Here is a 12,406-nt window from a genome sequence, read left to right as displayed (position 1 = left end):
GACTATTACATTTTCAATGTCATATTCAACTTCGCACCTAATGCATTGAAGATTCGCATAAGGGTTTCTAGCGTCACATTACCCGTACTATTTTCCAACCGTGAAATCTGCGCCTTTTTAACCCCCACTAATTCTCCCAGTTGTTCCTGAGTTAACTGTCGTTTATTACGTGCAGTCTTAATCATATCCCCAATGAGTTCTAGTTTTAACTCAAATTCATACTCTTCTCTTTCTTGGTTTCCCTTCTTACCAATTAAAAGATCTTCCGTCTTATCTAATGAATAACTTTTCATTGTTTTTTATTTTTTAGATACTTCAACCTAATCTTTTCAGCTTTGTCTATTTCTTTTGGGTCAACCTTACTCGTTTTCTTTACAAAGCCATGTGTTGCGAATACCAATGTTTCTTTTTTGTTTTCCTTATCCCAAAATGCCAGCAATCTATATTGATTCCCATTATATTTGATTCTAAATTCCCAAATTTCATGATTCAGTTTTTTAAAGAATTTAGGATCCGTAAAAATTTCTGCCCGTCTTATATTCTGTAATATCTTCTTCCTAACTTTCATATCTTGTTGCTGAACAAAATCAAAAGCTTCTTCCAATATCTTGGTTTCAAATCGTTTTAGCATGTGGTTATAGTTGATAGGACAAAGATATTAAAAGTTTCTTTATTTGTAAACTTTTATTTTCTCAACACACTAAAAAAGAATACATTAGTTAATTTCAGCACCTAGGTAACTTTGCAGTTTTTCTAACCCACCCCTGATAGCAGCGTCAGCCCCAAAATAAAATTGGGGACTTTGCGTATAGCCGGAATAGGGGGCAAGCTTTAATTCATAAAGATGCACATACCGGTAGTTGAAAATTTTAAAATTGGAAGTTTCTCAAAACTCCTTACTCACACTCCAACCTGTTCTTGGCAAACGGCCGTGCCATCCATTATAGTCCCTTCAGTTTTTCCTAAGTCGCGCATAAGGGCAAGGTTACTTCCGGTGGTCGTACCCTTTTCCTTGCGCTTACTAAGGCCAAACTTCAAGGCGCTGCCATTGCTGTCACTGTTTGAGAAAAAAATGAAAAAAATTTAAAGAGACATAGGGGTAAACACTTTTTGCCTTGTCTACCTTAAAAATAGAAATTATGAAAAGGTATTTATTCTTGATAACATTGGTTGGATTGGTAGTTAGCTCATGCTCGAAATTTAAAATCAACCCATCGTCTACGGTAACCACAGAAGATAAAGGAATTACAGGATTCACAAAATTAAAATTGAGAGACAACATCAACGCCTATGTTACTTTCTCTAGTGAAAACGAAGGTGTAATCATAGAAGCCAACGAAAACATACACGATAGAATTGTCGTTTCTATGGTTTCTGGAGAATTGGAAATTGACATAAAACCCAACACGCGTTTTAGAAATGGTGCTGTTATTAATACTTACATCACTGTACCTTATTTATCTCGCGTTAGTGCGCATGATGCAAGTAGTTTAACTTTTGAAAACAGGCTAGAAACAGATCATTTGGAAGCCATAGTTACAGACGCGAGTCATTTTTACGGAGAATTGAACGTAGATGATGCCTTTATGAAAGTAAGAGATGCTTCTCACATCGATTTAGCAGGAACGTGTAATACCCTAGAATTGATTTGCGAAGATGCTTCAAGTTTTGAAGATTATAGTTTCGAAGTAGAACATTTGGACGTTTTCTTGAGAGATGCCAGCAACGCAAAAATAACAGTAAACCAAACTTTACGCGTAACTGCAAAAGATGCAAGTAGTTTGAAATACAAAGGAAATCCGACTGTGGATCACATTGATATTTCTGATGCTTCTTCGGTAACGAAAATGTAGGTTAGATTTCTAGAGCGCTAGATTTCTAGATGCCTAGACGAAAGGATTTTTAGACAGTTAGATTTTTAGTCTCTCGACTTCGCTCGAGAACCTAAAATAATCAGGCTTTAAAACAAACAGGGAACCACTGTGGTTCCCTGTTTTTATTTCTTTAAATGCTTAAATCATTAAATACCCAACTATTTCACCAACCCTATCTCTCTCAACCTTTCCATCAAATAATCTCCCGCCGTAATATCCGTATAAACTTGTGGGTGTTCTTCATCTATGCACGACGCCAAACAGTTTAAGGGCATGGTTGGTTTTGGGTGTAAGAAGAAGGGAACTGAATACCTGCTCTTGCCCATTTCTGCTGCAGGTGGGTTAACTACACGGTGAGTTGTAGATTTTAGTCTGTTGTTGGTCAAACGTTGTAGCATGTCTCCAACATTCACTACGATATGATCTTGAATTTCAGTTACCGCAACCCACTCGTTGTTTTTGTTCAACACTTCCAATCCGTCGGCAGAAGCTCCTACCAAAAGTGTAATTAAATTGATGTCCTCATGCGCACCCGCTCTTACCGCTCCTGGTTCTACTTCACCTTGAATCGGTGGGTAATGTAAGGGACGCAAGATGCTGTTCCCGTTGTGCACAAATTCATGAAAGTAGTTTTCTTCCAGTCCTAAGAATAAGGCAATGGCTTTCAATAATTCTTGACCACTGTTTTCAAAACTCTTGTAAGCATCTCTACCTATTTTTAAAAAATTGGGTAACTCCTCCACCGCTACATTATCTATGTACTCAGCTTTGATCGGGTCACCATCTTCAACGAACTGACCAAAATGCCAGAACTCTTTCAAGTCACCCGCTTTCATTCCCTTGGCGTGTTCTTTTCCAAAAGAAGTATACCCACGTTGGCCAGCAATACCCTCAATTTCATACTTTGCTTTTACCTCCGTTGGCAACGCAAAAAAGGCTTTCATTTCTGCATACAAAGCATCTATCAATTCTTGTGGAATTCCATGGTTTCTCACCGCTACAAAACCTATAGTTTCGTAAGCGTTACCAAGATCTTGCACAAACTGCTCACGCTGTTGGGGTGTTCCTTTTACGAAATCTGCTAAATCTACAGAAGGTATTCCTTTGGGTGTACTCATATTGTTCTTTTTTGGAAACTCTAAAATAGGAAAGTCTTGGAGACTTTTATACGGTTAGACACTTAGATTTTTAGAGAGTATGTCGTTTGAGAGTTTGAAATTACTCAATGTCATACTTACCCCATATACTTCATACTGAAAGGTGGACTGAGGCTACTCGAAGCCCAACTTCTTTTCCATCCATAAGTCACATGAAAAATGACCAGAATCTCCCAGGGGTGCGTCTAACTTTTTAAAACCTACTTTTTCGTACAAATGCACGGCTTCATTTAAGGCTGGAATAGACTCCAAATACAAATATGTATAGCCCATAGCTTGTGCGGCATCCATACTTTTTTGCATGAGTTCTTTTCCGTAACCCTTTCCTCTAAGGTTTGAATTGAGATAAAGTTTTACCAATTCTGCGTAGCCTGTTGGGAGACCTTTGGTCGGGTAAATACCACAACCGCCCACAACTTTACCTTCCAATTCCAAAATGAAATAAATAGAACCCTCCGTTTTAAAAAGTTCAAACAAATGATCGGTTGTAGGATCAGTATACACCGTTCCTTCTTTGGCCTGACCATATTCTTCCAAAGCGCTGCGTATTACACCCGCAATGGCTTTATTGTCTTTCGCTTGTATTTCTCTAATCATGGGTTATAATAAGACCTTAAAGATAGAAGAACTTGCGCTTTCCAAAGCTGAGAGAAACGCTATCTTTGTTACAAAATCAGAATTCATGAGTGAGGGAACTTTCCGTAAAGACATCAAAGTAGGGTACATTGTAGAAATCGTGCAAAAACACCACCAACGTACAGGTGAACTTACAGAAGGTGAAGTAAAACGTTTGTTAACCAAAAGTCCGCAGCACCCCCACGGCATAAAAGTGCAGTTAACAACTGGAGAGGTTGGGCGCGTACAGCACATTTTGGATACAGACATTTAGTTAGAGTTCTAGATGGCTACATACCTAGATTTCTAGTCTTTTAGACCGTTAGACGCTTAGATGACTAGTTTGATGGTTTGTCTCTCGACTCCGCTCGAGAACCTTGTTCGAGTGTTGGTTTAAAATTAAAATACTTAAATCTTAACAAGAATAAAGATAACCGGTTCCAGAGTGGATATGGTTTTGAACCATTAAAACAGAACTTATTCAGTAGGTTTTCGAACGGAGTCGAGAAACCGTAATTAGAAGTTTATATCTTTTTCATCCCACTACAATATTCTTTACGAATTCAGCACAAGTCCAATTATCTCCTTATCTTTAAACCCAATGAAATTCACAGAATTAAACTTAAACGAAGAGCTTGTAAATGCGTTAGATTACATGGGCTTCGAAACTGCAACGCCCATCCAAGAGCAAGCCATTCCACTGATCTTAGACAACAAAGATGTTTTGGCCTGTGCGCAAACTGGAACAGGGAAAACTGCAGCATTTGTATTGCCTATATTGAACAAGTTGGTGGGGAAACAAGACACCAATATCGACACCCTTATCATTGTTCCAACACGTGAGCTTGCCGTTCAAATTGAACAACAAATTCAAGGTTTATCTTACTTTATTTCTGTGGGGTCTAAAGCCATTTACGGTGGTGGTGACGGTGCAGATTGGTCGGAGCAAAAAGAAGCTTTGTCTAAAGGAACAGACATCATCGTTGCTACACCGGGTAAGTTATTGTCTCACTTAAAAATGGGTCACGTTAATTTTAAACATGTAAAACATTTGGTATTGGACGAAGCCGACAGAATGTTAGACATGGGATTCATTGATGATTTAAAATCCATCATTTCTTACTTACCTAAAAAGCACCAAACCCTGATGTTTAGTGCAACCATGGCCAAAAGCTTGATGGGATTAGCTACGCGAATTCTTCTTGATCATACAGAGATTCGTTTAGGAATTGCCAAGCCTGCTGAGGGAGTAGATCATAAAATTTACTTGGTACACGACAACCAGAAGTTAGACATCCTCAAGCATATATTTGCAGATAGAACAGACTACGATTCCATCATCATATTTACCTCATCGAAGAGTAAAGTGAGTGAAATTGTGAAGTCGCTCAATAAAAACGGTTTCAAAGCCAAAGGAATTTCTTCGAATTTAGAACAAGACAAACGAGAAGAAGTATTGCGTGGATTTAGATCTAAGCGTATACGTATTTTGGTAGCTACTGATGTAATGAGTAGAGGTATAGACATCAAGGAAATTAACATGGTCATCAACTATGATGTGCCCCATGATGCTGCCGATTACGTACACAGAGTAGGTAGAACTGCCCGTGCAAATACAAAGGGAGAAGCCTTTACTTTGGTGAACGAAAAGGACATGTTCCGCGTGCGCAACATAGAAAAGTTGATAGAATCTTCTATTCCAAAACTAGCATTGCCAGAAGGTATGGAACCGGGTCCCGTTTGGAAAGATGCTCCGGCAAGGTCTAAAAACAAAAAGTTCTCAGGGAAAAAGAAATTCTACAAGAAACCAGGGAAAAAAGGAGGAGGAAAACCTAAAGCAGAAAGCCCAAAGAAAGAAGGGTAAGTCAGTTTGGAGTGTGAGTAGGGAGTTGAAATTTCGTCGCAAAAATCTCCACACATAGAAAAAAGGACTGTTTATTTTAAATAAGTGGTAGTAGTAACATATTTCCTCCATTTAGTAAATACTGCTTATCTTTTAATATAAACACCTTGAATTGGTTTAGAATAAAATTAAAAAGCTATCAATAGCTTTTGACCTTCTTGGCATATACTATCTGTTGTATTACATTTGAGAATCCATTATCCGCAGATTAGAAGTGAACGTTCATAGCAACATAAATGATAAAACAATTGCCGTTCTTCCTTTCGTGAACATGAGTGCGAATGAGCAGAATGAATACTTTAGTGATGGTATCACGGAAGAGATTATCAATGCTTTAGCGAAGATTGATGGATTGAAAGTTACATCTAGAACCTCTGCCTTTCATTTCAAAGGGAAAAACATTCCCATTCGCAATATTGGAAAAGATTTAGGGGTTTCTACCTTGCTCGAAGGTAGCGTCCGATTATTCGGTGATTCCGTACGCATAACTGCTCAGTTAATAGACGCAGTAGAGGATTTTCACTTTTGGTCAGAATCTTGGGATAGAAAACTTGAAAATATTTTCGAAGTTCAGGATGAAATTAGTTTGTTGATTGCAGATCGATTGAGGGAGCATTTCGGTCACCTTGAAATCAACGAACACTTGGTTGAAAAACAAACTGAGAGTATTGATGCATACGAATATTCGCTAAAAGCCTCGTTTTACAAAAACAAGTGGAATCCAGAGGATGTTCAAATCGCTATTACTTTCTATGAAGAAGCGCTGGAGAAAGATCCGAATCATGCAAAATCACTGGTAGGACTTGGCGATGCTTATAGTTTTCTGGCAACTTGTGGATATATTTCTTTTGAGGAGGGCTGGGGGAAAGCTGCTGCACTAGCAAACCAAGCAGTGCAACTGAACGACCAATTACCAAATGCATATTGCCTCCTTGCTAATATTGCTTTCTTTACCGAGGGTAATTATCGAAGGGCATTTGAACTTAATTCAAAGTCCATTGAGCTAAATCCTAATTATGTAGAAGCACAGCAATTCATGGCTTTACTCTATGTTTTGGCTGGACAAAAAGAAAAAGCCAAAAAGCATTTGGATATCGCGCTCACTCTGGACCCATTGTCTCATGAAACCCAATTCTTTAGTGGTTACTTGGATTATATGTTAGAGGATTATAACAAATCCTTAAAGAAATTGGATAGATGTTTAGAGTTCAGTCCAAAGAACATACCTGTGCTATCAGTCAAAGCTACTTGTCTTCTTATGATGGGACGAAGCCATGAGGTAATTCCTTTTTTCAATGCAATGCCTCCCGAAATTCTTATTAAGGAAGAAAAAACCGGTGCCATTGCCTTATCTTACGCAATTAACAAGGACATAGAAAGCACAGAAAAATACCGAAATGCTTTGGTGGAGCAAGCAAAGGTTTCAGATGGATTTACAGCTAGTTCCTACCTTTTCCTTTTGTATTGCGCTCTAGGAGAAACTGAGAATGCTTTCGATTGGGTTTCACAAGCAATGGAAACCAAATCTCCAATGCTTTTGCTCCGATACACAGATCCATTGGTCAACCCAATTAAAGGTGATCCCAGATATTCAGAGTTTCATAAAAAACTCTTTCCTGAAGAACTTTTTGAATTGTATACAGAAGTAACTACAAAAAAAGGTCTCCTTGATGAGGAAGCTACAGTTAAATTCAAAGCTAAACTTCAGCAACGTATAGAAATCGAAAAATCCTATCTGAACCCAAACCTTTCCTTACGCACATTAGCGGATGAATTGGGTATGCATGCCAACCAACTTTCCTGGTTACTGAACGATATAATAGGCAAGAATTTCAATGAGTTCATCAATCATTACCGTATAGAGGAGTTTAAATATTTAGCCAAACTTCCTGAGAATGCACATCTCACGATTATGTCCATTGCCTACGACTGTGGTTTTAACTCAAAAACTGTTTTCAACACTTATTTTAAAAAAGAAACAGGTCTTACGCCAAAACAGTTTCTGAAAGACTAATACTTTGCCTAAGACAAAAAACCCCACCACAGTAGGAGGGGATTTTAATTAACTCTTTATTACAAAATAAGGGACCTCAGTTAATGATTTAGAAGTTGAACACTATTCCCATGCGTACCTGATGTTCTACTTGTTTTATATCTGCTCCAAAAGAACTATTAATTTGTTTATAGTCATAGTTAAGGTTCAATTCCAAGAAATTAGTCACCTTATAACCTATCATCAACCTCGCTTCTGGAACTTTGTAGTTTTTAGGTGTAGCTCTTTTTCCATTTTCAAAAAGTGGAGAGAATTCGCCATTGACTATCGTTATCGTGGGGTCAGTAGATCTGTAGACATGTGCCATTATTGGCATGTTCAAGCCCAATGTAGTGCGCCATCTATCCTTTTTATATTCGAACTGCATAGCGACATTCAAGTGATGCGCCGTAAGTGAACTGAAGTTGCCATCAGTCAGGTTACGTTTTTCCCAATTAGCAAAGCGAGTACTAAAAGCATAGCTAGCTCCCAAGTGCATGTTGAAACCACCCTTAGTCTTCACCACTGGCGCCAAAAAACCTAGGCTCGATTCAAACGCAACATAAGGCGCATCAAGTCCCTCACTTTTCTGTTTAAGCTTGGTAGCATCGTTGGACAGATAAAACTGAAAACGGAAATCATTTTTCAAGTGATGTTCGTATCCCAATTGAGCACTAACTGAACTGTACTTTATCCTGTCAATAGACAATTGCTTATCTTCGATTTTACCAGACCCTGTACCTAATTCAAACTGAATGTGGTTACGTTTCATCTCGAATTTTGGTTTACTATCACCTGTAAGTTGTGCTATAGATGCGGTTGACAATAAAAGAAATGATACTACTAATAAATTGCTGTTTTTCATTTTTTCTTGATTAAAAGTTTAAACTATTATTTGATTCTGTTTTTAATTGATATTATCATTTATGACAATACGAGTTAAATGACTGATTTTCACAATCAAGAACAAATATGAGGAGGTTCAGCTGCAGAGAAGTTCCGAATTATAGGTCTTGGTTCGGATATGTAATTGCGAACATACACTTGAGATTACGAACCTTTATAGAGCCTTGAACATCGACCTTTGTCCTCGTAATCTTTAAAAGTCATTTATTATGAAAAAAACTTTATTAATTATAATACTAACAGGACTAACGCTAGTCTCAAAAGCTCAAAACATAAGTGTTGAAAGATCTACATTTGGAATACAAACTGGCGTTTTAGGGGGCTGGGTATATAATGAAGTCAAATTAGTTAACAGCATAGCACTAAGAACCGAAATTGGTTTTGATTTTGGTATTTGGGAAACTACTTATTATGATGATTATGATTCTCCTTTCCTACTTACACCTGTTATAGTTATTGAACCAAGATATTACTATAACCTCAAAAGACGCTCACAAAATTCAAAAAGAATTGATGGAAACAGTGGTGATTTTATCGCTTTAAAAACAAGCTTTCACCCTGACTGGTTTGTACTGTTCAACCCTGACAATGCTCCTGTTGTAAGTGATTTCTCCATTATTCCAACATGGGGTATTAGAAGAAATTTAGGAAAACATTTTAATTACGAAGCAGGTCTTGGTGTGGGTCTTAGTCACACCTTTGCCGAACGTGCAGGGTATCCAAAGGATAAAACTGAATTAGAATTAAACATGCACTTACGTATAGGGTATAGGTTTTAGTAAAAACAATAATCATTTCCCCTGCTTTTAAACCTATGCACCCAACATTATTGAAGTTATTAAAGTCAATTAAACAAGATTAATTATGAAAGCGATTAAATGCCTTAAATACGGAGGGTCTGAACACCTGGTAATGGGTGATGTTGAGAAACCAACACCCAAGGCAAATGAAGTACTAATAAGTATAAAAGCGACTTCAGTAACCGCAAGTGATGTCCTTATTCGTAAGTTGAACGAACCTCCTGTTTCCAAATTTATACTTCAACTGATCTTTGGTTTCGGAAAACCCAGAAATCCTGTTTTAGGAATGGTAACATCTGGTGTAGTTGTGGATAAAGGTTTTAAAGTTAATTCATTTAATATTGGAGATGAAGTTTTCGCATACGGTTCTATTTCTCCTATGAAAAATAGGTTTGGATCTTATGCAGAATTTATTTGTTTGCCACAGGATTGGAACATCGCTACCAAGCCAGAAAATGTAAGTTTTGAAGAGGCTGCTGCTATTCCTTATGGTGGATTATTGGCTTCTCACCTAATAAACCAAACTAAAATTAAAAAAGGTGATAAAGTACTTATCTACGGAGCATCTGGAAGCATTGGAACCGCGGCATTACAGCTTGCCAAAAACGAGGGAGCACTAATAACAAGCGTTTGTAGTAAAAGAAATTTTGAACTCGTTAACTCATTGGGATCAGACATGGTAATTGACTACACCGCAGAAAATGCAGAGCATGAATTGGACACCTATAAATACGTAATCGACGCAGTTGGAAACAGTAAGTCATCAACCTTAAAAGAAAAAAGCAAACTGGCGCTAACCACTGGAGGAAAATACATATCCATTGACAAAGGTGTTCCCAAAACTCCAAAAAAGGCATTTTTAAAACTTAAAGAATTGGTAGAAAAGGGTAAACTTAAACCGGTTATTGATAAAGTTTTTCCCCTTGATAAAATTACTGAGGCCCATAATTATGTGGAATTAGGACATAAACGAGGAAATATCATTATAACCCTTTCTCATTGAATAACATTTTACACACAAGAAGGATTAGTTTTAAAACTTATCTAAAATCAAGAAAGGCGAATAAAGTGAGTGTTGTAGTAGCATGAGCAAATCAATAAACATGAGAGAATGAAACAAACAAATTATGTAGCTGCAGGTATCGCTATAGGAACAGGTATTGGCGCAGCCATAGGAATGATATTGGACAGCCTTGCCATAGGAATTTCAGTTGGTATTTCTATCGGAGCCTTAATTGGATACATTAAACAAAAAAATCATAAATGAAATCATTATTTAAATCAGAAAAAGGAAAAAAGGAAATCTTTAAACTTTATGATAGAAAGCTAAAGAGCCTGAACATTGATTTCGAATTCCAAACAATAAAAACCAGTTTTGGAAACACCAATATCATAGTCACTGGAAACCCTTTGAATCCACCAATAATCATTGTGCATGGTTCAAACGGATGCGCCCCAGTAGCATTGGAAACTTATCCTAACCTGCATCAAAAATTCAGAGTTTACGCTGTAGATGTTATTGCTCAGCCGAATAAAAGTGCAGAAACAAGGCCCAGTATGAAAGACGAATCTTATGGACAATGGATGAATGAGATTATTACAGAACTCGATATCACAAACGTAACAATGGCAGGTTTCTCCTTTGGAGGTTTGGTAATTTTAAAAACTTTGGAGCATGATGAAAGTAAGATCAAGGAAGTGTTTTTATCTGCACCTGCTTACATTGTAAACGGTAATCCATTAAAAGCATTATTCAAAGTGTTTATACCTATGAAAAGATTCATGAAATCAAATAAAATGGCGCATTTAGAGAAATTCTTATCCAACCTTTTCACCGACCGGGATAAGTTTGCTTTAGCATTTCTTCAGAAAGTGATTCCTGAATTTGAAATGGATTTTACACCAGTACCAATTATAGATTCTAAGAAAGCAAAGAATATAACAACTCCGATTACCATTTTCGCTGCAAAAGAAGATATTCTTTTCCCCGGTAAAAAAATGCTTATTCGCGCTTCAAAAATATTCCCCTCTTTGAAGAATAGTAAATTGTTCGAAGATTCAAAACATGTTCAAAATAAAAAACAGAATAGAATTATTGAAGAAGTAATTATGCATTAAAAATTTCGCAATATAATAAGTAGACTTGTTCGGATAGGAAGATAAATAAAAGGTGTTTATACTCAAAACTGACTCACCACTCTCTCCTCCACCATTTGCGTAATTCGTTTATCCAAATCCCTTTTGTTTTCCCTATAAAACTCAAATTCTTCCGTAGTAAAAAGTGCGCAGGTCATACCTATACTTTCGTATTTAAAGGCATTGTTCTTTTTTATGAAATTGCGCAATTGAAGTTCTTTTTCTTTAGAGGGTAAACTCTTTTTGAGTAGCAGTTGAAAATGGGTATCCGCCTTAATTAGCGTCCATAATTTATCGTTCAAATGTTTTAGAACAGGACGTAAAACGCGGTGCTGAAATTCTTCTACCTCAGATTTATTGTCTTTGATCTCTGCCTCGAAAGTACGAAGGGCTAATAAATGTTCGTCGTTTGTCATGTGATATGAACGTTTGAGGAAGGGCGTTGGTTCTGTGGAATTGATATAAAGGTGTATCGGCCCCTCGACACTTCGACAAATGCTCAGTGCATCGCTCCGCTCGGGAACCTATTATTAAAAACTCATAACTCTACACTCATAACTTTATTCCATACTCCCTACCCACTCTCCAAACTGATTTGGCTTAGGGATAGCAGCGGCAGCGCCTGAAGGTGCTTATGTATTGGAGCTTGGCCTATAAAAAGCGACTTTAGAAGCTTGGTTTAGGCTAAAGCGCAAAACAAAAGCAACAAAGGACTATAGCGGAGAGCCCGTTATAAGCCCCGTAATAAATTGGAAATTCGAAATTAATAGTCGTCCTCTAGCGTTCGACCTATCTTGCTTAGGTAGTTCGGCCCCTCGACTCCGCTCGGGAACCTAGTTTAAACCTATTAATTAAAGCACAAAAAAGGCCCTTTCGGGCCCTTCAGTAATTCTATATTTCAAAACTTTTACAAATTCTTCAAGTTCTCTTCTACCATTTCTAAAGGCACATAACCTCTGGCGATGGCGTAGAGTTTTCCTTCT

The 12,406-nt window shown here is 37.4% G+C and carries 14 protein-coding genes; 8 read left to right on the top strand and 6 right to left on the bottom strand.

Annotated elements, in window-relative coordinates; genetic code table 11:
* Positions 1-5: 5 nt before the first annotated feature.
* Both AC22ZQ_RS00070 and AC22ZQ_RS00065 read right to left on the bottom strand, forming a co-directional pair.
* Positions 6-293 (bottom strand): helix-turn-helix domain-containing protein, encoded by a 288-nt coding sequence (locus AC22ZQ_RS00070; RefSeq protein ID WP_318956528.1) that lies wholly within the window; start codon positions 291-293, stop codon positions 6-8.
* Positions 290-631 carry a type II toxin-antitoxin system RelE/ParE family toxin gene (locus tag AC22ZQ_RS00065; RefSeq protein ID WP_318956527.1) on the bottom strand — a complete coding sequence of 114 codons (342 nt, stop codon included), beginning with the start codon at positions 629-631 and terminating at the stop codon, positions 290-292. Before AC22ZQ_RS00065 ends, AC22ZQ_RS00070 begins: the two co-directional genes overlap by 4 nt.
* A 508-nt stretch (positions 632-1,139) precedes the next feature.
* Here AC22ZQ_RS00065 and AC22ZQ_RS00060 point away from each other — a divergent pair.
* Positions 1,140-1,853, top strand: a complete 714-nt coding sequence (locus AC22ZQ_RS00060) for a head GIN domain-containing protein (protein WP_318956526.1) — start codon at positions 1,140-1,142, stop codon at positions 1,851-1,853.
* Positions 1,854-2,032: 179 nt separating this feature from the next.
* Here the strand turns inward: AC22ZQ_RS00060 and AC22ZQ_RS00055 are convergent, their stop codons facing one another.
* Complete coding sequence (locus AC22ZQ_RS00055; protein ID WP_318956525.1) at positions 2,033-2,992, bottom strand: isopenicillin N synthase family dioxygenase; 960 nt, start codon at positions 2,990-2,992, stop codon at positions 2,033-2,035.
* 153 nt (positions 2,993-3,145) lie between these two features.
* Positions 3,146-3,628 (bottom strand): GNAT family N-acetyltransferase, encoded by a 483-nt coding sequence (locus AC22ZQ_RS00050; protein WP_318956524.1) that lies wholly within the window; start codon positions 3,626-3,628, stop codon positions 3,146-3,148.
* Here AC22ZQ_RS00050 and AC22ZQ_RS00045 point away from each other — a divergent pair.
* From AC22ZQ_RS00045 to AC22ZQ_RS00035, 3 genes are all read left to right on the top strand, one after another.
* Positions 3,627-3,920: a YwbE family protein gene (locus AC22ZQ_RS00045; protein ID WP_318956523.1), complete on the top strand. Its 294-nt coding sequence runs from the start codon at positions 3,627-3,629 to the stop codon at positions 3,918-3,920. The genes AC22ZQ_RS00050 and AC22ZQ_RS00045 overlap by 2 nt on opposite strands.
* A gap of 327 nt (positions 3,921-4,247) precedes the next feature.
* On the top strand, positions 4,248-5,510 hold the full coding sequence (locus tag AC22ZQ_RS00040; protein WP_318956522.1) for a DEAD/DEAH box helicase: 1,263 nt from the start codon (positions 4,248-4,250) through the stop codon (positions 5,508-5,510).
* Positions 5,511-5,763: 253 nt separating this feature from the next.
* On the top strand, positions 5,764-7,563 hold the full coding sequence (locus AC22ZQ_RS00035; protein ID WP_318956521.1) for a helix-turn-helix domain-containing protein: 1,800 nt from the start codon (positions 5,764-5,766) through the stop codon (positions 7,561-7,563).
* A gap of 88 nt (positions 7,564-7,651) precedes the next feature.
* Here the strand turns inward: AC22ZQ_RS00035 and AC22ZQ_RS00030 are convergent, their stop codons facing one another.
* Positions 7,652-8,446 carry a hypothetical protein gene (locus tag AC22ZQ_RS00030; RefSeq protein ID WP_318956520.1) on the bottom strand — a complete coding sequence of 265 codons (795 nt, stop codon included), beginning with the start codon at positions 8,444-8,446 and terminating at the stop codon, positions 7,652-7,654.
* A gap of 250 nt (positions 8,447-8,696) precedes the next feature.
* Here AC22ZQ_RS00030 and AC22ZQ_RS00025 point away from each other — a divergent pair, with 250 nt between their 5' ends.
* From AC22ZQ_RS00025 to AC22ZQ_RS00010, 4 genes are all read left to right on the top strand, one after another.
* Positions 8,697-9,266 carry a hypothetical protein gene (locus AC22ZQ_RS00025; protein ID WP_318956519.1) on the top strand — a complete coding sequence of 190 codons (570 nt, stop codon included), beginning with the start codon at positions 8,697-8,699 and terminating at the stop codon, positions 9,264-9,266.
* An 85-nt stretch (positions 9,267-9,351) separates the two neighbouring features.
* Positions 9,352-10,290, top strand: coding sequence for an NAD(P)-dependent alcohol dehydrogenase (locus AC22ZQ_RS00020; RefSeq protein WP_318956518.1), 939 nt, complete (start codon positions 9,352-9,354; stop codon positions 10,288-10,290).
* A gap of 108 nt (positions 10,291-10,398) precedes the next feature.
* Positions 10,399-10,554 (top strand): glycine zipper domain-containing protein, encoded by a 156-nt coding sequence (locus tag AC22ZQ_RS00015; RefSeq protein ID WP_318956517.1) that lies wholly within the window; start codon positions 10,399-10,401, stop codon positions 10,552-10,554.
* Positions 10,551-11,405, top strand: coding sequence for an alpha/beta hydrolase (locus AC22ZQ_RS00010; RefSeq protein ID WP_318956516.1), 855 nt, complete (start codon positions 10,551-10,553; stop codon positions 11,403-11,405). Before AC22ZQ_RS00015 ends, AC22ZQ_RS00010 begins: the two co-directional genes overlap by 4 nt.
* 62 nt (positions 11,406-11,467) lie before the next feature.
* Here the strand turns inward: AC22ZQ_RS00010 and AC22ZQ_RS00005 are convergent, their stop codons facing one another.
* Positions 11,468-11,839 (bottom strand): hypothetical protein, encoded by a 372-nt coding sequence (locus tag AC22ZQ_RS00005; protein ID WP_318956515.1) that lies wholly within the window; start codon positions 11,837-11,839, stop codon positions 11,468-11,470.
* Between the last annotated feature and the right edge of the window lie 567 nt (positions 11,840-12,406).

The sequence above is a fragment of the Lishizhenia sp. genome, from assembly GCF_057456495.1.
Note: the sequence above shows the minus strand (reverse complement) of the source record. Positions and strands in the feature narration are given on the sequence as shown.

Bases quoted from the DNA above. Each gene is read 5' to 3' on its own strand.
- AC22ZQ_RS00005 (WP_318956515.1), bottom strand. From the start codon at position 11,839: ATGACAAACGACGAACATTTATTAGCCCTTCGTACTTTCGAGGCAGAG.
- AC22ZQ_RS00015 (WP_318956517.1), top strand. From the start codon at position 10,399: ATGAAACAAACAAATTATGTAGCTGCAGGTATCGCTATAGGAACAGGT.
- AC22ZQ_RS00025 (WP_318956519.1), top strand. From the start codon at position 8,697: ATGAAAAAAACTTTATTAATTATAATACTAACAGGACTAACGCTAGTC.
- AC22ZQ_RS00010 (WP_318956516.1), top strand. From the start codon at position 10,551: ATGAAATCATTATTTAAATCAGAAAAAGGAAAAAAGGAAATCTTTAAA.
- AC22ZQ_RS00055 (WP_318956525.1), bottom strand. From the start codon at position 2,992: ATGAGTACACCCAAAGGAATACCTTCTGTAGATTTAGCAGATTTCGTA.
- AC22ZQ_RS00050 (WP_318956524.1), bottom strand. From the start codon at position 3,628: ATGATTAGAGAAATACAAGCGAAAGACAATAAAGCCATTGCGGGTGTA.
- AC22ZQ_RS00065 (WP_318956527.1), bottom strand. From the start codon at position 631: ATGCTAAAACGATTTGAAACCAAGATATTGGAAGAAGCTTTTGATTTT.
- AC22ZQ_RS00030 (WP_318956520.1), bottom strand. From the start codon at position 8,446: ATGAAAAACAGCAATTTATTAGTAGTATCATTTCTTTTATTGTCAACC.
- AC22ZQ_RS00040 (WP_318956522.1), top strand. From the start codon at position 4,248: ATGAAATTCACAGAATTAAACTTAAACGAAGAGCTTGTAAATGCGTTA.
- AC22ZQ_RS00060 (WP_318956526.1), top strand. From the start codon at position 1,140: ATGAAAAGGTATTTATTCTTGATAACATTGGTTGGATTGGTAGTTAGC.
- AC22ZQ_RS00070 (WP_318956528.1), bottom strand. From the start codon at position 293: ATGAAAAGTTATTCATTAGATAAGACGGAAGATCTTTTAATTGGTAAG.
- AC22ZQ_RS00045 (WP_318956523.1), top strand. From the start codon at position 3,627: ATGGGTTATAATAAGACCTTAAAGATAGAAGAACTTGCGCTTTCCAAA.
- AC22ZQ_RS00020 (WP_318956518.1), top strand. From the start codon at position 9,352: ATGAAAGCGATTAAATGCCTTAAATACGGAGGGTCTGAACACCTGGTA.